General features: G+C 56.2%; 18 protein-coding genes and 1 riboswitch. Of the genes, 4 read left to right on the top strand and 14 right to left on the bottom strand.

The genetic code is table 11. The features are described from left to right. Window positions 1-10 precede the first annotated feature (10 nt). The 3 genes from lysA to MOMUL_RS03870 all read right to left on the bottom strand — a co-directional run bounded on the left by lysA (window position 11) and on the right by MOMUL_RS03870 (window position 4,901). Window positions 11-1,333, bottom strand: coding sequence for a diaminopimelate decarboxylase (lysA, locus tag MOMUL_RS03880; RefSeq protein WP_062281772.1), 1,323 nt, complete (start codon window positions 1,331-1,333; stop codon window positions 11-13). Window positions 1,334-1,461: 128 nt separating this feature from the next. Further along, window positions 1,462-2,652, bottom strand: coding sequence for a glycosyltransferase family 4 protein (locus MOMUL_RS03875; protein ID WP_062281769.1), 1,191 nt, complete (start codon window positions 2,650-2,652; stop codon window positions 1,462-1,464). 86 nt (window positions 2,653-2,738) lie between these two features. After that, the gene (locus tag MOMUL_RS03870) at window positions 2,739-4,901 is read right to left on the bottom strand and encodes an amylo-alpha-1,6-glucosidase (protein ID WP_062281767.1); all 2,163 of its coding nucleotides are present in this window, start codon (window positions 4,899-4,901) and stop codon (window positions 2,739-2,741) included. Between the two features lie 117 nt (window positions 4,902-5,018). Beyond that, window positions 5,019-5,165: riboswitch (cyclic di-AMP (ydaO/yuaA leader) on the top strand. A 97-nt stretch (window positions 5,166-5,262) separates the two neighbouring features. On the opposite strand from MOMUL_RS03870, the gene MOMUL_RS15595 reads away from it, so the two are divergent. The 3 genes from MOMUL_RS15595 to galU are packed head-to-tail and all read left to right on the top strand — an operon-like array spanning window position 5,263 to window position 8,431. Continuing rightward, window positions 5,263-6,720, top strand: coding sequence for an alpha,alpha-trehalose-phosphate synthase (UDP-forming) (locus MOMUL_RS15595; protein WP_062281764.1), 1,458 nt, complete (start codon window positions 5,263-5,265; stop codon window positions 6,718-6,720). After that, the gene (gene otsB / locus MOMUL_RS15590; RefSeq protein WP_062281761.1) at window positions 6,695-7,450 is read left to right on the top strand and encodes a trehalose-phosphatase; all 756 of its coding nucleotides are present in this window, start codon (window positions 6,695-6,697) and stop codon (window positions 7,448-7,450) included. Before MOMUL_RS15595 ends, otsB begins: the two co-directional genes overlap by 26 nt. Before the next feature lie 48 nt (window positions 7,451-7,498). After that, on the top strand, window positions 7,499-8,431 hold the full coding sequence (gene galU / locus MOMUL_RS03855; protein WP_062281758.1) for a UTP--glucose-1-phosphate uridylyltransferase GalU: 933 nt from the start codon (window positions 7,499-7,501) through the stop codon (window positions 8,429-8,431). 47 nt (window positions 8,432-8,478) lie between these two features. Here the strand turns inward: galU and MOMUL_RS03850 are convergent, their stop codons facing one another. The 7 genes from MOMUL_RS03850 to spoVAC form a co-directional block, all read right to left on the bottom strand. Beyond that, complete coding sequence (locus MOMUL_RS03850; protein WP_062281755.1) at window positions 8,479-9,438, bottom strand: acyl-CoA dehydratase activase; 960 nt, start codon at window positions 9,436-9,438, stop codon at window positions 8,479-8,481. 51 nt (window positions 9,439-9,489) lie between these two features. Continuing rightward, the gene (locus MOMUL_RS03845; RefSeq protein ID WP_062281751.1) at window positions 9,490-10,581 is read right to left on the bottom strand and encodes an acyl-CoA dehydratase activase-related protein; all 1,092 of its coding nucleotides are present in this window, start codon (window positions 10,579-10,581) and stop codon (window positions 9,490-9,492) included. Continuing rightward, the gene (locus MOMUL_RS03840; RefSeq protein WP_062281748.1) at window positions 10,578-11,585 is read right to left on the bottom strand and encodes an acyl-CoA dehydratase activase-related protein; all 1,008 of its coding nucleotides are present in this window, start codon (window positions 11,583-11,585) and stop codon (window positions 10,578-10,580) included. Before MOMUL_RS03840 ends, MOMUL_RS03845 begins: the two co-directional genes overlap by 4 nt. Continuing rightward, window positions 11,575-13,134, bottom strand: coding sequence for a spore germination protein (locus MOMUL_RS03835; RefSeq protein ID WP_062281745.1), 1,560 nt, complete (start codon window positions 13,132-13,134; stop codon window positions 11,575-11,577). Before MOMUL_RS03835 ends, MOMUL_RS03840 begins: the two co-directional genes overlap by 11 nt. A 21-nt stretch (window positions 13,135-13,155) precedes the next feature. Then, the gene (gene spoVAE / locus MOMUL_RS03830) at window positions 13,156-13,500 is read right to left on the bottom strand and encodes a stage V sporulation protein AE (protein ID WP_062282404.1); all 345 of its coding nucleotides are present in this window, start codon (window positions 13,498-13,500) and stop codon (window positions 13,156-13,158) included. A 76-nt stretch (window positions 13,501-13,576) separates the two neighbouring features. After that, window positions 13,577-14,593 (bottom strand): stage V sporulation protein AD, encoded by a 1,017-nt coding sequence (gene spoVAD / locus MOMUL_RS03825; protein ID WP_062281742.1) that lies wholly within the window; start codon window positions 14,591-14,593, stop codon window positions 13,577-13,579. A gap of 12 nt (window positions 14,594-14,605) precedes the next feature. Continuing rightward, on the bottom strand, window positions 14,606-15,118 hold the full coding sequence (gene spoVAC / locus MOMUL_RS03820) for a stage V sporulation protein AC (protein WP_153018231.1): 513 nt from the start codon (window positions 15,116-15,118) through the stop codon (window positions 14,606-14,608). A 162-nt stretch (window positions 15,119-15,280) separates the two neighbouring features. Here spoVAC and MOMUL_RS03815 point away from each other — a divergent pair, with 162 nt between their 5' ends. After that, a complete protein-coding gene (locus MOMUL_RS03815) occupies window positions 15,281-17,077 on the top strand; it encodes a glycoside hydrolase family 15 protein (RefSeq protein WP_062281740.1) in 1,797 nt (598 codons plus the stop codon). A 68-nt stretch (window positions 17,078-17,145) separates the two neighbouring features. On the opposite strand, the gene MOMUL_RS03810 is transcribed toward MOMUL_RS03815, so the two are convergent. The 4 genes from MOMUL_RS03810 to MOMUL_RS03795 form a co-directional block, all read right to left on the bottom strand. After that, window positions 17,146-18,519: a PFL family protein gene (locus MOMUL_RS03810; RefSeq protein WP_062281738.1), complete on the bottom strand. Its 1,374-nt coding sequence runs from the start codon at window positions 18,517-18,519 to the stop codon at window positions 17,146-17,148. An 81-nt stretch (window positions 18,520-18,600) separates the two neighbouring features. After that, on the bottom strand, window positions 18,601-18,885 hold the full coding sequence (locus MOMUL_RS03805; protein ID WP_062281736.1) for an ACT domain-containing protein: 285 nt from the start codon (window positions 18,883-18,885) through the stop codon (window positions 18,601-18,603). After that, complete coding sequence (locus tag MOMUL_RS03800; protein WP_236712972.1) at window positions 18,882-19,634, bottom strand: TorD/DmsD family molecular chaperone; 753 nt, start codon at window positions 19,632-19,634, stop codon at window positions 18,882-18,884. Before MOMUL_RS03800 ends, MOMUL_RS03805 begins: the two co-directional genes overlap by 4 nt. Next, window positions 19,589-20,731 carry a DUF362 domain-containing protein gene (locus MOMUL_RS03795; RefSeq protein ID WP_153018255.1) on the bottom strand — a complete coding sequence of 381 codons (1,143 nt, stop codon included), beginning with the start codon at window positions 20,729-20,731 and terminating at the stop codon, window positions 19,589-19,591. The genes MOMUL_RS03800 and MOMUL_RS03795 overlap by 46 nt, the downstream gene beginning before the upstream one ends. Window positions 20,732-20,890: the final 159 nt, after the last annotated feature.

The following is a 20,890-nucleotide window of genomic DNA, read 5'->3' as shown; positions in this document are numbered from 1 at the left end:
GCCAGATAATTTACCTGGTCCAAACCAGCCGGGCCGGGACGACATCATTACGCAGCAGGTCATTGTAATCTTCCCGTTTTAAAATCAGGTCGGCGTTTCCTTCCCGGACCAGGACGGCTGCCGGCCGGCCCAGGCGGTTATAATTGCTGGACATGGTGTAGCCGTAGGCGCCGGTACAGGAAATGACCAGGATATCGCCGGCCTCCACCCGGGGAAGATCCGCCTCCCAGATGAGCATATCGCCGGACTCGCAGCATTTACCGGTAATGGCTACCGTCTCTGTAGCCGGCAGATTGGCTTTATTGGCCAGGATGGCTTCGTATTTAGCCCCGTAAAGGGCGGGGCGAATGTTATCGGCCATGCCGCCATCGACGGCCACATACTTGCGCACCCCGGGAATTTCTTTAATGGTACCCACGGTATAGGCAGTGCTGCCCGCCGGCCCGATAATGGCGCGGCCCGGCTCAACGATTACCAGGGGTTGAGGCAGGTTTAAGGCCCGGGCTTCCTCCCTGACCCGGGTAAGGATCGTTTCCGCATAGGCACCAACCGGCCGGGGATGATCCTCAGCAGTATAATATATGCCAAAACCGCCTCCCAGATCAAGCTCGGAGGTTATCAATCCCGTCGCTTCTTTAATGGCGGCGGCCAGCTCCAGCATGACGGCAACCGCCTGACTGTAGGGTTCCAGCTCAAAGATCTGGGAACCAATGTGGCAGTGTAAACCCTTGAACTCAATACCTGGTAAATCCTTGAGCCGCCTGGCGGCCTCCATGGCCTGGCCATTGGGCAGGGTAAAGCCAAACTTGGAGTCAATCTGGCCGGTACGGATATAATGATGGGTATGGGCTTCAATCCCCGGTGTCACTCTTAAAATTACCCGCGCCACCTGGCCCCGTTCCGTACTCAAGCGGCTTAAAAGCTCCAGCTCGGCAAAATTATCAACTACAAACCGCCCTATCCCGGCCTCCAGGGCCTGGCAGAGTTCAGCATAGCTTTTATTGTTGCCATGGAAGTAGATGTTTTCTACCGGAAAACCGGCCGCCAGGGCCGTATAAAGTTCGCCTCCGGAAACAACATCCAGCCCCAGCCCCTCACTGGCGATAATCCGGCACATGGCGGTAGTCAAAAATGCCTTGCCGGCGTAGATAACCTTGGCCAGGCCTTCTTTCACGCCAAAGGCCCTGTAAAACTCCCGGCAGTTGTTACGGATACAGTCTTCATCAAAGATATACAGGGGAGTGCCGAATTCCCGGGCGAGTTCGACAACATCGCAGCCCCCGATGGTAAGACGGCCTTGCGCATTTACCTGCATGGTACCCTGCAAGTGCATTAAAACCGGTTACTCCTTTCACCCAATATACTCTCATTTTAACCGAGGCTACCTGCTATGTCTAGAAAAATTAAGGGAACCCCGGCCGGTTCCCTTTCATTTCTTATTAAATTCCAGTTTTTATTGCCCTAACTGGCCCGGGGCAGGGCCAGTAACTGGCTGTATACCGCCAGGGTGTTGCGGGCCATGACGGCCGTAGTGAAGTTTTCTTCAGCCAGGCGGCGGCCGTTCTGGCCCATGGCCGTGCCTACCTCCGGATTCCGCAGCAAGAAGGTTGTATAGCGGGCCAGTTCCTGGTAGTTACCCATGGAGACTAAAAAGCCGTTATAACCGGGACGGATTATCTCCGGCATACCACCGGCCCGGCTGACAATAATGGGCCTGGCCGTGGCCATGGCTTCCAGCATTACCAGGCCGAAGGGCTCCTGGAAAGACGACGGGTAAAGGCAAACCTCGGCTGCTTTATACACCGCCGGGATTTCCTGCCAGGGGAAGAAGCGGATAAAGACATTCTCTTCCAGGTCCAGGCTGGCAATGAGATCCTGGATCCAGGCTACTTCCGCCGGTTGTTTCTGGCCCCAGTCGACGGTATTGGTAGTACCGGCCAGAATCAGTAAAACGTTGGGAATTTCCCTGCGGATAAGATCAAGGGCGCGAATACTGACGTCACAGCCTTTGGCCCGGCTCATGCGGGCAGGATGGAAAACAAGCCGCCGGTCCCGCCATGCCGGATAGGTGGCATAGATGGCCTGGATATCCGCCTGGGAAGGCGGCCGGAAGGTGGTCGTGTCGGTACCGTGGTAAACTACCGTCAGCCGCTCGGGGGGATAGCCATTTACCATGAGTTCCTGGCGTATGTAATGGCTGACGGCTATAACCTGGTCCCAGCCTTGAGCCAGGGTATTCATCCTTGCCCACAGTTCGTCTTCCCAGACATTATGGGCAGTGAGGACGAGGGGCCAGCCGTGGCGGTGGCAGATTTCCTGGAGACTGGCAGCATGGACAAAGCTAAAGTAATGGAAGTTATGGGCGTGAACAATGTCGGGCCTGCATTCCAGTAAAAATTTTTCCAGCAGCTGCTTGATTTCCCCAGCCCTGGCCTCAATGGTTTCCGGGGTTAAAGAGTTCAGATCAAGTAAGGGTGAACGCTTAATGGTTACTCCCCGCCAGCTTTCTCTCTCCGGGGTGCCGGGGGCTGTGGCCGTAAGGAGGCTTACCTGGTGCCCCTGCTGGACCAGGTAAGGGCACAGAAGGGCCAGGTGGGATTCCACTCCCCCGATGATCGGTGGAAAAGCCCAGTGTAACATGGCAATGCGCATATTACATCAGCCTCCCATTGTTAAGAAAAATTACCAGCTCTATTTTATATAATGTCCCTGCTGAAAGTCAATAAAGGGCAAACCCTTCAGGCTTCAATGATGACTTTAATAGCACCCTCTTTCTTCAAAACATGGGCAAAAATTCGCCCCTCCTTTTCTTCAAAAGCTAAATCAAGACGGCTACCGGCCACAGCCAGATTTTTGATTTCCACCCTCCTGGTGCCGGGTATTAATATGGGCCGGGATATATAAAGGGTACTATCCCGTAACTCGAGGCCCAGCAAATGCTGTAGGAAGGCAAACAGGCTGCCTACCGCCCAGGCCTGGGGATCACAGGCCACAGGGTAACGCACCGGCCCGCTCAGGCCCCGGCGGTTAAAGCCGCAAAACAATTCCGGCCAGCGACGGTAATTAAAGTAAGAACTGGCGGCGAAAAGGCCGCCGGCCAGCCGTGATAACTCCTCCAGGCATTGATAGCGGCGCAGGCCGGCAGCTATAATGGCATTATCATGGGGCCAGACGGAACCGTTATGGTAACTCATGGGGTTATAAGCCTTTTCCTTTTTGCTCATGGTGCGGATACCCCAGCCGGAATAAAAGTCCCCGGCCAGCAGGCGCCGGGCCACCCTCCGGGCCCGCTCTGGTTCCAGGATACCGGTAAAGAGGGCGTGGCCGCCGTTGGAGACCAGGGTGGTAAGGGGCCTTTTTTTACCATCCAGGGCAAAAATCAAGTAGCCCTCTTCTTCCAGCCAGAAATCCCGGTTGAAGCGCATTTTTAACCTGCTGGCTCGCGACTTCAGTTCAGCCGCCGTCATTTTGTCCCCCAGGACCGTTAATAAATGGGCGGCTTCCAGGAGGGCCAGGTAGTAGTAAGCCTGGACTTCTACCAGGGCTACAGGGCCTTCAGGGATGTGCCCTTCCCGGTCGACTACGGCATCCCAGGAATCTTTCCACCCCTGGTTGGTCAGGCCTGCCGGCGATTCCCGCCAGTATTCCAGGTACCCGTCACCATCTAAATCGCCGTAACGCAGGCACCAGTGCAGGCAGCGCCGTAAAGGGGTGGCCATTTCCTGTAACAGGTCCTGATCTAAAGTCCACCTGTAGGCGTCAGCAAGGAGGATAATAAACCACAGGGTGGCATCTATGGAACCATAATAGGGGCTGTGGGGTACTTCCTGGCAGCGGGTCATCTCGCCCCGCCGCAATTCATGGAGGATTTTTCCCGGCCTTTCTTCCCGCCATTTGTCCACCTGCTTCCCCTGGTAGCGGGCCAGGAAACGCAGGGTATGGCGGGCCAGGTCGGGGTTTAAGATAAGGGCCTGCCAGGAAGTGATGAGGGAATCGCGGCCAAAAGGAGCGGTATACCACGGTATCCCGGCCGCAATAATTTTCCCATCCCCGGGATAATCGATTTGCAAGGCCTTCAGGTCAGTTATAGCCGTCTGAAACATGTCGTTAATAAAACTATTATCTGTCCAGATCTGGGTAGATTCCTTTTGCCACTGGTGGTAGGAGCTGGCCAGTTCTATGGTGGCCGCTGAAAAAAGGTCGCTGATATGGGTGGCCGGGGACAGGTTTTGCCCGTCAGGTTCAATCTTTAAGTGCAGGTAAATCTTTTTCTGGGGTGGCAGGGTAAGGTCATAGGTAACTTCTGCCTGGCCTGGCCGGGCTACAATACCGGCCGGTGCCGGTTCAAAGGTAATCTGCGTGGTCCGGATCACCTTGTCCAGGCCCTGATAGGCGAGGATTAGCCCCTGGGGGTGAACTCCTGTTTTCAACAACTCTCCCCGGCGCTGGCGCTGGCTGCCACGAACTTCAAAAACATCCCGGAAATCAGCGCCAATGGAGAAATGAAGGTTTATATTCACGGGGAAAGGATTAAAATTGATCAAGCGTAAGCGTTGATAGAGGGCCCCTTTAATCAGCCGCAAAAGGCGGAGGTGGATGGTCTGGGCTGGTACTACTTTACCATCAGGTAAGGCAAAAACAGGATTGGTTAATTCAACCTGAGCAAAATGGCTGTCGCGCACAGAGGAGGAAAGAAAAACAGGTCGCCGCCCGCCGGCCCGGAGTTCCAGGCAGTTTAAGTAACGGGTATCATTATAATACAGGCCCAGGCTGCCGTTATCCTGGTCAATAATTGAACCATCCGGCAGGGAGATAACGAAAATACTCCCCTCTTTAAGTACCTCTGTTTGGGGTTCAAAAACGCAGGGGTTATTACGTAAATCCAGCTGCGTTTCCAGCATATCCTACCCTCCAGGTTTTTTTCGTAAGAATTCGGCAGGTATCCTGGCATATCCTTCCTAAAAATAAAAGGACTTAATATTTGCATTTCATTACCAGTATGATATAATAAATTTGTATATCCTAGAACGCTGAATTGCGGTACGCAGCCGTGAGCGGGGGACCCAATTTTACCGGGGTGAATCTCGCCGGTCAATGCCGGTGGGTAGGGCTAACCTTCAGCCCGAATCCGTCAGCTAACTTCGTAAGCGTGGAAGGGGATATATCGGTACTTTCATACTCCGGTCCCCCGGGGTTTAATTTTATTTTAAAGGAGTGAAGTGGATCCCGACAACAGGCACAGGCTAAAAGGAGGTATGCTAAGTGGCTAAAAAACAGGCTCCTAAAATTATTATGGTTTCCAACCGGGGTGCGTACAATTTGCAAGCCACTGACAGCGGTATCCAACCTGTACCGGCCATCAGCGGCCTGGTCTCGGCAGTAGAACCCTTCTTGAAGGAAAAGGGCGGCGTCTGGGTTGCCTGGGGCGGGCGTGAAGCGCCGCAGGAGAACAGCCCGGGGGTACGTTTACCGGTGCCCCAGGAAGATCCGGCCTATACCTTCCTGGAGGTTCCCCTGACTGCCGGGGAAATAAAGCTTTATTACCAAGGTTTTACCAACGGTGCCCTGTGGCCCCTGTGCCATTATTTTTTAGAAAAGTGTCGTTATAACTCCCAGGAATGGTCAACTTATGTTCGAGTTAACGCCAAATTTGCGGAAGCAGCGCTTATGGAAGCCAGGGAAGGCGATACCGTCTGGGTCAACGACTATCACCTGGCCCTGGTACCGGCCCAAATCCGCCACCGCAAGCCGCAATTAAAGCAGTTCTTTTTCTGGCACATCCCCTTTCCCCACCACGATCTCCTGGCCACCCTCCCCTGGGCGCCCCAAATCTTGCGCGGTCTCTTGGGGACAGATGTCGTGGGCTTTCATTTGCAATCTTATGTCGATAATTTCCTGAATGCCGTTGCCACCCTGCTGGGTGCCCGGGTGGATTTTGAGCACAATGTTGTCTACTGGCAACAGCGGCGCATCCATGCCGGTGCCTGGCCCATGGGTGTCGATTACCAGGCCTTCCAGCGCCAGGCATTGAACCCTGAGACCCGGGCCCGGGCTGAAACCTTGCGCTGCCAGTTCGGCGTAGAACACCTGGCCCTGAGTGTAGAGAGGCTGGATTATACCAAGGGTATCCTGGAAAGGCTGCTGGCCTGGGAACGCCTGCTGGAAGAAGTACCCGAATGGCGCGGCCGGGCGGCCCTGGTCCAGATTGCCGTACCCAGCCGGACGGCCGTACCGGCCTACCGCCGGCTAAAGGAAGAAGTAGAAGCTGCCGTAGGCCGCATTAATGGCCGCTTCAGCGAAGGTAGTTATCGCCCCGTCCACTACTTCTGGCGGGGCCTGCCCCGGCAGGAGCTGGTAGCCTATTACCTGGCGGCCGATATCATGCTGGTTACACCTTTAAGGGATGGCCTGAACCTGGTGGCCAAAGAATACGTGGCTTCCCGCCGTGATAGCAGCGGGGTCCTGGTATTAAGCCGCTTCGCCGGTGCCGCCCAGGAACTTAAGGGTGCTGTCCTCGTCAACCCATACGATATTGATGGCATGGCCATGATTTTAAATACAGCCCTCAATATGGGCCGGGCCGAGCAGGAAAAAAGGATGCGCCTGTTGCAGGAAAAGGTGCGCCGCCATGATATCCGCTGGTGGTTGACCTGTTTCCACCAGGCCATGATAGCCCGGGAAGAGGAAACGGCAGATGTCTCCGGCTCAGCTGGCAGCTAAAGTACGGGATTACCCGCAAGTGCTCCTCATGTGTGACTACGATGGCACCCTGGTCCCCCTGGCGCCCCGGCCAGAACTGGCCCGTCCCGGCCCCCGCCTCCTGACCTTGCTACGGCAACTGGTATCCAGGCCAGGCTTGCACCTGGCCATTATTAGTGGCCGGAGTTTAAGGGACCTGTTGGAGCTGCTGCCAGTGGGGGGGCTTTACTATGCCGGCCTGCACGGGCTGGAAGTAGCCACCCCGGAAGGGCGGATCACCAGCCTCCTGCCGCCCGGGCAAGAAGATATCCCCTGGGATGAAATTTTCAGGCTGGCCTGCCGGGTGGTAGCAGGTATTGCCGGCCTCTTTGTGGAAAATAAGGGTGAAGCTATTGCCCTGCATTACCGCCTGGCTGACCCACAGCTTGCTGCGGCAGCCCTGGAGCAGTTTCGCCAGGGGCTAAAACCCTTTTTAAATGACAATCTCGAACTGCTTCCCGGTCACAAAGTGCTGGAAGTTCGCCGCCGGGGGATTAACAAAGGCCTGGCCGTAACATACTTTACCAGGCAATGGCCGCGGGCATTACCCGTCTATTTAGGCGATGACCGGACTGATGAAGATGCCTTCTCTGCTTTGCCCGCTGGCGGTCTGGCCATCCGTATCGGTAAACAGGTTGCCAGCCGGGCTCGTTATTTTTTACCCTCCCCGGCAGCAGTTGTCCAGTTCCTGGAGCTTTTAACCTCTTTTTAACACCAGGCCGGGTCTATTCTGGCCCTGGTAACATAAAGATAGTTTAGCATGCTAAAAACGAGGTGGTATTTGTTGTTAACGGTCCAGAAAGCCATTATTCCTGCTGCCGGCTGGGGCACCCGCTTCCTGCCGGCCACCAAGGCCCAACCCAAGGAAATGCTGCCTATTGTCGACAAGCCGGCCATCCAGTTTATCGTCGAAGAAGCCGTTAACGCCGGAGTAGAGGACATCCTTATTATTACTGGGAAAAACAAACGGGCCATTGAGGATCACTTTGACCGTTCCCTGGAGCTGGAGAGTCTCCTGCGGGAAAAAGATAAAGAAGACCTGCTGGCCCTGGTGGAAGGTGTGGCTGAGCTGGCCGATATCCACTACATACGGCAGAAGGAACAGCTGGGCCTGGGCCACGCTGTTTATTGCGCCCGTAAATTTATCGGCCAGGAGCCCTTTGCCGTCCTGCTGGGAGATGATATTATCGTCAATACCCCCTCCTGCCTGGAGCAAATGCTGGAGGTTTATAATGAAGTTAAAGCTGCCGTGATTGCCGTCCAGGAAGTGCCGCGAGAAGAAGTCAACCGTTACGGCGTCATCGAACCCCTGGAAATCAACGGCCGTCTCATTGAAGTTAAAGACCTGGTAGAAAAGCCGCGGCCGGAAGAAGCGCCCTCCAACCTGGCCGTCATCGGTCGCTACATCCTGGTACCGGAGATCTTCCCCCTCCTGGCCGAGGTAAAACCCGGAGCTGGCGGGGAAATCCAGCTTACTGATGCCCTGCGCCTGCTGGCCCGGGAGGAACGGGTTTATGCCTACCGTTTCCAGGGTAAGCGCTACGATATCGGCGATAAATTGGGCTTCCTCCAGGCCACGGTGGAATTCGCCCTGGCCCGGCCGGACCTGGCCGGCCCCTTCCGGGAATACCTGGCCGGTATAATCTCTTCGGCCCCGGGTAATCTGGATGCTGCTGCCGGCGAAGGTTCTTAAACCTCCGGCCGGCCATACCATCCCGACCGGCGAACTGAGGCAGGATTCTATACTGCCACTGCGTTACTCCATTTACCGCAGCGGTCGCCCCAGCGGGCCAGGACTTGCCTCCCTTCCCGCAGTTCTACCACTTCACAGTGGTTGGCGCAGCCCTGGCATTCAAAACCGCCGCTACGGAATTCCCGCCCGGTAAGCTCAAAGCCCCGGAAGGCGCTTGCCTTAGGCCGTATTTCCCTGGCCAGCAGGGCGGCGCCCAAGGCCCCCATGACCCCATAATGTTCCGGGACGATTACCTCCGTCCCCAGGGCGCGGTTAAAGGCCTGGCGCATGCCAGCATTGGCCGCCACCCCGCCCTGGAAGACCACGGGCGGGAGGATTTCCTTGCCCTTGCCGACGTTGTTCAAATAGTTACGCACCAGGGCTTCGCATAACCCGGCGATAATATCCTCCAGGGGATGGCCCTGTTGCTGTTTATGAATCATGTCAGATTCGGCAAAGACGGCGCAGCGGCCGGCAATACGTACGGGGCTCCGGGATTCCAGGGCGCGGCGGCCGAACTCTTCAATGGGAATCCCTAACCGGGCCGCCTGCTGGTCCAGGAAGGAGCCGGTACCGGCAGCGCAGACGGTATTCATGGCAAAGTCCGTGACTATGCCCTGGCGGAGAATGATAATCTTGGAATCCTGACCGCCGATCTCCAGGACTGTCTGTACCCCTGGCACAGCGTAACTGGCAGCTACGGCGTGGGCGGTTATTTCGTTTTTGATTACATCGGCCCCGACCATGACGGCTGCCAGGGATCGACCGCTGCCGGTAGTGCCTACACCGGCAACGCTTATATCTGTACCTATAGTGGCTACCAGCTGGCGCAAGCCCTCCTGGATGGCCCGGATCGGCTGGCCACGGGTACGGAGGTAAACAGAGCTAAGGACGTTACCCTGTTCATCCAGGGCTACGATATTGGTGCTGACTGAGCCAACATCTATACCAAGGTAAATCGTTGGCATTCGTTATCAACTCCTCAGAATAGTTTTTGCCGGGGGTATGTCCCTCGCCGCTCAGAAGCTTTGCGCCGCTTTCCTCCCCTTGTGCCAGCGCAGCATATCCACGAAGGCTTCCAGGCGGGTTTGCAGGCCGGCTTCGCCCGTCTGCTCGTCCAGGTAAATGGTCATAACGGGTATGCCCCTGGCTTCCTGGACGGCCGGCATAACTGAGTGGGCAACTATTTCCGGCATGCAGGTTAGTGGTGCCAGCTGAATGACGCCGTCGCAGCCGTGCCGGGCAAAGGTGACTGTATCCCCTACTGACTCCCAGCCATGGCCGCCGACAAAGTGGTTTAAAAAGGGCGGGGCCGTTTTTTCCGGGTGGTGGCCTGGCAGGGGCAGGAGACCTTTAAACAGGTTATCGTTAATCCAGCGGCTTAGGAAAAGGCCCCGGACCACTTCTACCCCCAAGACCCCCAGGCGCCTTTCGATATTCAGGTTAACCATGGGCTCCAGGACGGTATAGATTTCGCCGACAATGCCTACCCGCAGCACCGGGCCACTGGTATGCCGTGGTATTTTCGCCATCTCGCTTTTTGCTTTTTTAACGATCTTTTTAATCTCCCCGCGGCCGCCGGCCGCGTCTAGCTCCCGCAAAGCTCGCTGGAAGACGGCATCGGCCTGACCGGGCTTTGCTTCCCTGGGCCGCAGTTGTTGCAATTCCTGTTCCAGGGAATCAACGGCGCAGGCCTTTTGCCAGGCAAGGATTACTCCCCGGACCCCTTCCTGCCATGGCCGCCGGTTCAAGTATTTAACCTTATCCCAGACTTCAGAAAAGTGAACATCCGGGGGTTCAAAGACCACCATTTCATAGTCGCAGCCGATGTCCCGGAGGATCTCCCGCTGCACCTGGGCGTAATACCCGATGCGGCAGGGCCCCACCCCGCCGGCCATGACGATGGTATCGGCACCCAGTTCTTTTGCCTCCAGGAAATTACCCAGGTTGACCTTTAAGGGCAGGCACGCCGATTCCGGCGCATGGCGCACGCCCAGTTCCAGGGTGCGGCGGGTACAGGGCGGCGGGACCACCACCTCCAGGCCGATGCCTTCCAGGGCCGCCTTCAGGACCAGCCAGAGGTGGCCCATATGGGGAAAAGTTACCTTCATGCGGATCGCCTCCGGTAGAGCATATCCATGAAAGCCTCCAATCTGGTATTGAGGCCGGCCTCACCGGTATGCTCGTCTAAAGTCAGCAGCAAAAATGGCTTGCCCCGGCGGCGGGCATAGCGTTCGGCCAAGTCGCCTACCAGGGAATCGGGACCGCAGCCAAAGGCCGTCAGGTGAATCAGACCGGCGACGTTTTCCTGTTCCATCAGGTACAGGGCCGCCCCCATGATCTTCCGCCCCAGGGTCCAGTAGAGGCGTTTCGGTAGCCGCCGGCAGGCCTTTTCTACCTGGAGGGTGGTTAAATTTTCGGGTAAAATCACCTTTCCTCCTAACCTTTTCACCTTTCCGGGGATATCCATGCCAAGGTATTGGTCATAGATAAGGTAACCGTGGCCAATAACCCCTATCTGCAAAGCGTCCCGGCTCTCTTTGCCCTGGCTGGAACTAGAACGGTAAACTCCTGAAGCCGGCTCTTCCTCTCTGCAGTCAGCTGCAGCCATGCTATCTCCCTGCTGCTGCCCGGCCAGCCAGGCGTGGTAACGAGCCTCCGCTGCCGCCATGGCAAGGTCTACGCGGCTTCCTTTTACCCCTAAAGCCCGGGCCATTCCCTGCACGGCCGCCGCCAGGCCTTCCTCGGGCTGGCGGGCAAGGTTAACTGTAGTATCAATAATTGGCGGGCAGGGCTTTAAGGCCGCCCGCAGCATGTCAGGCAAACCCATTAGTTTGGGGCAGATAAAACTCTTTTTCTCTACGCTGACCAGCCGGGGGACAAAGAGGGCATCTACCTGGCCGGCCAGCCAGGCAGCGTGACCGTAATAGACCTTTACCGGCAGGCAGGCTTCGGCTACCGCCAGGCTTACCCCCAGGTCCATAATTTCTTTGGAAGTCGGTGGCGAAACTACCACCTCAGCACCCAGGGCCTGGAAAAAGGTTTCCCACCAGGGGCCGTAGTAATAATAAAAGAGGGCGCGCGGCACCCCCAAACGCCACTTTTTATTTTTCACGGTTATCATCCTCGTCTTTCATAAATTGCGGCCAGATGCGTTTCTCCCGTTCTAAGGGCTTGCGGGCCGGTTCCGGGTAGGGCTGCCGGTCCACGTCCAGGGGATGCAGGGCCCGGGGCCGCAATTTTTGTAATGGTACCGGTGGCCGCACAAAAATATCTTTTAAAGCGCTACCGTTAAAGGGTATCAGGGGCCAGAGATAGGGCAGGCCGAATGATTTGGTAGTAAGCAGTAATAAAAAGGTGCCCAGGGTCACGGCCACAAAACCGGGCAGGCGGAACAGCCCCACGCCGATTAACAATGCAATCCGTATCAATGTATTGGCCATACCCAATTCATAGCTGGGGGTGGCAAAGATACCGACGGCGGCAATGGCCATATAAAGGATTACTTCCGGGTTAAAGAAACCTACCGCGACGGCAATTTCACCAATCAGTACAGCGGCAATCAATCCTAACGCTGTAGCCAGGGCTGTAGGGGTATGAATGGCTGCCATACGCATAAGGTCAATACCCAGCTCGGCAAAGATAAATTGCACTGTCAGGGGGATGGCCCCTAATTTTTTCGGCCCGATCCAGGAAAGGCCCGGTGGTAATAGACCCGATTGCAGGGATACCAGGAGCCACAAGGGCGGTAAAAATATGGAAATAACGACGCCTAAAAAACGTACCGTACGTAAAAAAGTACCGATAAGTGGCGCCTGGCGAAATTCTTCGGCGTGCTGGAGATGGTGGAAAAGGGTTGCCGGAAGGATCATGACGCTGGGAGATGTATCCACCATCACCAGGACGTGCCCTTCCAGGAGATGAGCGGCGGCTACATCCGGCCGCTCGGTATAGCGCACCCGCGGGAAGGGATTCCAGAAACTTCCCGGGCTAATAAACTCCTCCAGGGACTTTTCCGCCATGGGGAGGCCATCCATCTTGATAGTTTTGATTCTTTCTTTAATGGTATCCACCAGGCGCGGGTTGGCAATATCCTTGATATATACTACGGCTACGTCAGTTTTTGAACGGCTGCCCACTTGCAGGATTTCGGTTCGCAGTTTGGGATCACGGATGCGGCGGCGCAGAAGGTTGGTATTAAATAACAGGGTTTCAACAAAATTGTCGCGGGAACCGCGGACTACCCGTTCCAGGTCTGATTCCTCGGGCATGCGGGCCGGGTACTTCCGCACATCTATTAAAATAACCTTTTCAAAGCCATCAACAATCATTACTACGCCGCCGCAGAGAATTTTATCGACGGCTTTATGCAGGTCATCCAGGGCTTCGACTTCAATGTAGCTTAGATACTGCTTATAAAGCTTAAAAAAAGCATCAGGGGCCAGGTCCTCCCGCTCCAGCCGGGAGAAAGAGATGAGGAGATAGGTCATGATATCCTCTTTGACCAGACCGTCAATATAAAACAATGTCGCTTTGCGGCCGGCAAAGGTAATATTGCGCCTGACGACGTCAAAGCTTTCGCCGATACCTAACTCCTTGCTAATCCAGTCGACGTTGACATCAGCTTTTTTATCAACTTTGACAATATCCCCTGAGATGGTCATTTATTTTTCATTTCACCCCTTCTAGCCCCGGGGGTTAAATAAAACAGCCATGGTAAAACCAAAAATTACTGCTGCCGCAATACCTGCAGCCCCGGCGGTGATACCGCCGCTGAAGGCTCCCAGGAGCCCTTTAGCCTGGACGGCTTCAAGGGTACCCTGGGCCAGGTTATGGCCAAAACCGCTGATGGGGATGGTAGCACCTGCTCCACCAATTTTCACCAGGGGTCCGTAGAGGCCCAGGGCGCTTAAAATCGCCCCACCCGTGACAAAACCTACCAGGATATGGGCCGGTGTTACCTTGTATGGCGTCAGATCCATAATGAGCTGCCCCACCAGGCAGATGAGGCCGCCGATAAGAAAGGCCATTACGATACTCACCGGGTTATACCTCCTTAAAATCTATCGCAATTCCATCTGGCTTTGTTTTTACTCGTTCCCTGGCCTATAATTTTTCTATCACCACGCCGTGGCCGATGCCGGGTATGGATTCCCCCTGCTGGGTCGCCGTTGTGCTCAACAGGGCCCCCGTACCCACCCCCAGGATGCGCTTATAGCGACCTTCATTTAGTTTACCCATTAAATGGCCGGCAAAAACCACCGCCGAGCAGGCACAGCCGCTGCCGCCGGCATGGGTATCCTGTCGTTCATGATCATAAATCAGGATGCCGCAGTCGCTGTAATTCTTAGAGACATCGTACTTTTGCTCGCCCAGGAGTTTGGTGGCAATCTCATGCCCTACCCGCCCCAGGTCACCGGTAATAATCAGGTCATAATCAACAGGGCCCCGGCCGGTATCCTGGAAGTGGCGGACAATGGTATCGACGGCCGCCGGGGCCATGGCTGAACCCATATCGTTGGGGTCCTTGATCCCTACATCCAGCACCCGGCCGATGGTAGCGTGGGTGATGCGGGGTCCATTGCCTACCGGGGCCATTAAAACGGCCCCGGCCCCGGTAACCGTCCACTGGGCCGTCGGTGGTCGCTGCACGCCCTGCTCGGTAGGAAAGCGGTACTGGCGTTCCGCCGTATCATAGTGGCTGCTGCAGGCGGCCACTACATGGTGGGCAAAACCGCCGTCTATGAGTATGGCTGCCAGGGCCATGCCCTCATACATGGTGGAGCAAGCCCCGTACAGGCCCAGGAAGGGTATTCCCAGGGTCCGGGCGGCATAGTTGGCGGAAATGGTCTGGTTTAACAGGTCACCGGCCAGGAGGAAGTCGATATCCTGGGGTTTTAACTGGGCCTTGGCAATGACCATTTTGACGGCTTCTTCCAGCATTTTGCGTTCGGCCTTTTCCCAGGTTTCCTCACCAAAGTAGCTGTCGTCAATAACCATGTCAAAGGTGTTGCCCAGGGGGCCTTCCCCTTCCTTGGGGCCAACAATTGAGGCCGTAGCCACAATGACCGGCGGGTTAGCAAACTGGATGGTATGTTGCCCTACCCTTTTAGGTGCGCTCAAGGGTCGTCACTCCTACTTCAGGAAATAAGCAATAAGGCCTATTAAGACGGAAACAATAAAGCCGTATACAAGTACCGGCCCGGCAATGGTAAACATCCTCGCCGCCACGCCAAAGACAAAACCTTCCCGTTTAAACTCCATGGCCGGCGCCACAATGGAGTTGGCAAACCCGGTTATAGGGATAATAGAACCGGCACCGGCGACTTTGCCAATCTCATCGTATATCCCTAAGCCGGTCAGGAAGGCCCCCAAGAAAATCATAACTATTACCGTTGCGGAAGCAGCATCCCTGGGGTTTAAACCGGCAGAAGCAAAAATAAGGGTGATGATCTGGGCCAGGGCTGAGATGATACCCCCGATCCAGAAGGCATTGAGGGCGTTAACAATAACCCTGGGCCTGGGTTTAACGCTATCGGCCAGGCGCTGGTAGGCCTGCTGGTCGTAGGTCTGTTTTTGCTGCTTTACCTGTTCCGCCAAGGTCAGGGGCTTCTTGGGCGGCCCCGGCTGCCTGGTACTATCAGTCATTACCTTCACCTCGGATTTTTATCGCTCTGCTATATTATCGACCGCCGGGAGCCCTGTTTATACGTAAAAAGTCAACCGCTGGGTAATTATGCCAGCAGTTGACTTTACTCAAATACTTACATAAAATTTTTACTAAGATTGGCGAGGGAGTTGAGACATCTTTTGAAACATCAGCCATATTACGGGTTTATCGGCAATGGCGAAACAGCCGCCCTTATTGCTCCGGACTTTTCCATCGCCTGGCTGTGCGTGCCACGTTTTGACAGTTTTCCCCTTTTCGCCGCCGCCCTGTGCCCAGAATGTGGCGGTAGTCTTCGCCTTAATATTGAACCCCGGGTAACGCCTCTAAGCCAGCGCTATCTCCCGGAGAGCAATATTTTAGAAACTATTGGTAGAGGTAATGGCCTGCAGGTTACTGTTCTGGACTTTATGCCATGGGGCTACCACCATTTAAGTCGCCTAATTATTCTAGAAAATACCGGTACAGTAACTTTAAAGCCTAGGGTAGATTGGGTGGCCCGGCCCATTGTTACCAGTGTCCATACTTTTAAAGTCCGGTTCCAGGGGTCTTTCCAATTTATCTCCGGTCCCGAAGGCGCAGCCTGCATCGGCATGGCCGGTTCACCGGGACCTACTTCCACCCTGACTTTAAAACCGGGTGAAAAGCATCGCTTCTGGCTAGTTCTGGCTTACGGCTCCAGTTTAACCCTGGCCCGCCAGCACTGGACGGCGGGCTTCTACAGCTCCCTGGAAGAAAATCTCACCTGGTGGCGCCAGTGGCTGAGGAAAGCCCGGCGGCCCCATACTGCTAACCCGGAAGTTACGGAAGCATACTACCGCAGCTTGATGGTTTTAAAACTCCTAACCTACGAGCGTACCGGCGCCATTATTGCGGCGCCGACCACCTCTTTTCCCGCCGTACCCGGCGGCAACGACAACTGGGACTACCGCTATTGCTGGCTGCGGGACGGGTATTTCACCGCCCTGGCCTTTGATGCCGCCGGCTATCATGAGGAAGCACGCAGTTTCTATGAATTCGCCCTTTCTTTACAACAGCCCGACGGGGGCTGGTATATGCCCCTGGTACCTGTGGAAGGAAGAGGTGGTACCGAATACATCGCCGGAGACCTAGCCGGCCCCAATGGGGAAAAACCCATTCGCTTCGGCAACGCCGCCATGCACCAGATCCAGCTGGATAATGCCGGTAACGTCCTGGACGGCCTGTGGAACCACTACCTGGCCACCCGGGACCGGGAATATATCCGCTCCCGCTGGGATGCCATCCGCCGGGCGGCCATCTGGCTGGAAAATTACTGGGACCAGCCGGAAAACGGCATCTGGGAAATCCGCGAACGCAAGGATCACTGGCTATATGGTAAAATCCTTTGCTATGCTGGTTTAACAGCCGCCTCCCATTTATCTATCGAAATGGGGCGGTTGCAGTGGGCCGGCCGGTGGCACCGGGCGGCAAGTCGCGTCCGCCGCCAGCTCCTTATCCACGGCTGGTCGGTAGACCGCCAGGCCTACCTGCAGCATTACGGGCCTGACGCTCCCCTGGATATATCCGTGCTGGCCTTGGAATTTTATGGTTTACTGGCAGCCAACCATCCCCGTTTACAGAAGACGGTAGCCGCCATGGAAAAGCCTGCGCCTGTTGCCAGGGGCGAGCCTTCAGGCCGGGGCGGACTTAATATGTGGGGAGGGATCGCCCGTTTTGAACACGCGGCTATTCCCTTTTACCTACCCACCCTGTGGCTGGGGCGCTATTACCTCCACTCCGGCAACTACGAGCGGGCGCATGAACTATTACAGGTCTGCCTGGATAATGCTACTGACCTTTACCTGATGGCCGAACACTTCGACCCCCGGACCGGCGAGCAGTGGGGCAATTTTCCCCAGGGTTTCAGCCACCAGGAAATAGTCCGGTTCTTGCTTGACTACGCCTACCGGGAGGAATAACAAAGGGCTCCGGGTATATCCGGAGCCCAACAGCATCTTTTCCTTCTTACCTGGGCGGCCGCCTCCCTCTAATTCCCCAGGGCCTGGACGGGAGCGGGGATACGGCCGCCGCGCCGGATCATGGCCGCTGGGCTGAAATTGTTGACGCGCATTACCGGCGCGCGTCCCAGGAGGCCGCCGAATTCTACCATATCCCCGGGCTTTTTCCCCGGTACAGGTATGACCCGGACGGCCGTGGTTTTATTGTTAATCATGCCGATTGCCGCTTCATCGGCAATGATGGCAGCAATAACTTCCGCCGGCGTATCACCCGGGACGGCGAACATATCCAATCCCACCGAGCAAACGGCGGTCATGGCTTCAAGTTTCTCAAGGCTTAAAGCGCCGCTCTCCACCGCCCGGATCATGCCGTTGTCTTCGCTCACCGGGATAAAGGCGCCGCTTAAGCCCCCGACGTAGGAAGATGCCATGGCCCCTCCCTTTTTGACGGCGTCATTGAGTAAAGCCAGGGCGGCCGTGGTGCCGTGGGCGCCACAGCGTTCCAGTCCGATGGCTTCCAGAATTTCCGCCACGCTGTCCCCCAGGGCATTGGTAGGAGCCAAGGAAAGGTCGACAATGCCGAAGGGCACTCCCAGGCGGGCTGAAACCTCCCGTCCCACCAGTTCCCCCATGCGGGTCACTTTAAAGGCCGTATTTTTAATGATTGTCGCGAGCTTACCCAGGTCGGCCTCCGGGTGCTGGCGTACCGCCGCCAGGACAACCCCGGGACCGCTAATGCCTACATTCAAAACGCACTCTGGCTCACCGGGGCCGTGGAAGGCCCCGGCCATGAAGGGATTGTCCTCCGGAGCATTGCAAAAGGTAACCAGCTTGGCGCACCCAATCCCACCCCTGTCAGCCGTAAGCTGCGCCGTCTTTTTAATCAATTGGCCCAGCTCGGCGATGGCGTCCATATTCATCCCGGCCCTGGTGGTGGCCACATTGACGGAAGCGCAAACGCGCTCAGTGGTGGCCAGGGCTTCCGGCAGAGAATTAAAGATGGCCCGGTCACCTTTAGTGAAGCCTTTATGTACCAGGGCACTGAAGCCGCCGATGAAGTTCACCCCTACCTCCTGTGCCGCCCGGTCCAGGGTCCGGGCCAGAGGGGTGAGGTCACTTTCTCCCGAAGGTTCACCCACCTGGGCAATGGGGGTTACGGCTATACGCTTATTAACAATAGGGATGCCATAAGCAGTTGCCACTTCCTCGCCAACAGCAACAAGTTTCTCCGCCCGGCGGGTTATCTTATCGTATACGCGGCGGCAGGTTTCCTTTAGACTCCCGGTAGCGCAATCGCGCAGGCTGATACCCAGGGTAATGGTCCGGATGTCCAGGTTTTCTACCTGGACCATGCGGATGGTTTCTAAAATTTCTTCCGGTGTAAAAGAAAATAAAGTCGGCATTGTTTTCCTCCATCTTTGAATGGGAGAAGGCTTATCATTTAGTTGCGGGCTTACCCTCATTTAACCTCATGGGGGCTGCGGTTAGATGCGGTGCATAAATTTGAAGACTTCCGCCTGCTGCATTGTCACCTGGACACCCAGTTCCTCGCCCCTGGCCTTGAGTTGTTTTTGCAGGTCAAAAAAATCAAGATTACTACCCTTCAGGTCTACAACCATGATCATGGTAAAAAATTCCTGCAAAATGGTCTGGCTGATATCGAGGATATTCACATTGGCCGCCGCCAGGACGGCGGTTATACCCGCTAAAATACCCACCCTGTCCTGGCCTAAAACAGTGATTATGGCCCGGCCGTCGGCAACTGTCATGATTTTTCACCCCCGCAAAAATCCTCCAGTACTGCTTCCATCTCAGCTACATCGACCTGCAGCCAGCCCCTAGTGAAGAGGGCCAGGCCACGGAAAAACTTAGTCCGGGCAGCTCCCTGGATATCGCTGCATAAGGCCGGTACCCATTGCTCCAGGTGTTCCTTCAAAAAGCGCCGCTGTCCCTGCAGGAATTCACTTGCATCTTCACCGGCCTGGACTTTTGCGGCTGCTGCCTGGCTGAGCCAGGCCATAAATTCCATTTCCAGGCCCAGGTGGTCGTCCGGCTCCCGGTTTTTCTTTTTACTCTCCAGGCCAAAAGAACGATAAAACTCCCTTACCGCCAGGGTTTCCTCGCCAAAGAGGAGATGCTCCTTGGATCGATATACTGACTCCCACGGCGGCGCCTCCAGGTGGCCGGGGCCGAAGAAAAGGCGGTTATAATCCTCCTGGAGTTCCTGCCGGTAGGCTTCCAGGTCACTGGCCCGGGCTGTTAGCTCGGCCTGCATCTTCCGGCACCCTGCGGCCAGCTCTTCGTTCCGGCTGCTGGCGGCTAATTCCTCCAGGAATTTTTCCCCGGCCAGGGCTGCCAGCAAATCTTCAGCTGGCCCGTCCTGGTAGATTCTGGCCAGGAAGCTGTAAATCAGTTCCCGCCCCTGGAGCCACTCAAGTAATAATTCCTTGTCCATAAAATCTCCCACTCCTTCTACCCTGGCCCGGGCAGGTTCCGGGTCAGGTAACAGCGCAGGCACTCAGTGGCCCCGGCGCTGGCCTGGAAGGTTTTCCCGCAGGTCGCGCAAAGGTGTTCGCCGGCTGTAGCCAGATTAAAATTTGCCTCGTCGGCCACAGCTTCTATGGCCATATCCTCCCCCCAGGTTAGGCTGTGCTGGGGGCAGACTGCCAGGCACAGGCCGCAGTGGTTGCAGCGGGCCGGGATAAACCTTAACTCCCCTTCGCCCAGGGTCAGAGCACCGGCGGGGCAGAGGCGGCTGCAGATATTACAGAGGTAGCAGGGACCGGCCAGTTCCAGGGAGGCCAGGGGTAAACGGGCCCTCGCCGGGTAGCCTGTCTCAGGCCGTACTCGCTGTAAGGCCTCCCTGAGGATGGACATCCTCTCCCCGGGAAAAACTGCCTGTTTCGTATCCGGACCCGGGGCTGGTGTCGCTGCTTTAACTCCCGGCACTTTGATCCCCCGTACCAGGGAGCGGAAAAATTCGCGCCTGCCCATAGCAGCCGGGGCTGCGCGGGATGCCTGGCCTTCTCGATGCTTTGGGGCCGGAGCCGGTGTAAGGGTAGTCCCCTGCACCAGACGATCGTGTGGCAGGCCCAGGGCCGCCAGGGTCCTTTGTGCCCAGGCAAAGGAAGCCTTAAAAAGCTCCTGCCCCTTCTCTCCCCAGGGACAGGCAGCGCAATCCTCGGGCCGGTAGCGAAACCCTGTTTTGCCCCTTGCGGCCAGGGCGACCATTATTTCCGGAGCCACTGCCCCCAGGCAGGGAACCATAAAAAAGCCTTGCGGCAGGCTCTTTTCCTGACCCCGGGTGCAGGAAAAAATTACTTGCCCGGTGGCAGCAATAATCTCCTGACCCCGGGCGAGAATGAAGGCGTGGGTTTGCTCTGGATCTTCCAGGGCCCCGGTAGGGCAGGCCACGGCACAAAGGCCGCAGCGCCGGCACTCTTTCAAACCGGGCCGGCCGTTTTGCAGCTCAATCCCATCAACCGGGCAGACCTCCAAGCACCTCTGACAGGTTGCCCAGGGCGACAGGGTGCGGATACATTTTTCAGTACGTAAGCGTACCTGACCCAGCCCCGTCAAGGCGCTGGCAAGGGTTTCGAGATCCAGTTCCCCCACCCCCCATTCCTGTATAAAAGCGGGCCTCATCCAGCCCGCTTTTCATTAAATCCTCAATTTATATTATCGTACTTTCCTGCCTGATGGTCAAGGAGTGGAAAGAAACTGAAACCGGCACCCGGCTTCTGGTCGTCGACCTTGAATTTCAGCTGGCTCAGG

This window comes from Moorella mulderi DSM 14980, assembly GCF_001594015.1.
In the GTDB taxonomy this organism is placed as follows: domain Bacteria; phylum Bacillota; class DSM-521; order Neomoorellales; family Neomoorellaceae; genus Neomoorella; species Neomoorella mulderi.
This window is presented reverse-complemented; position numbering and strand designations above follow the sequence as displayed.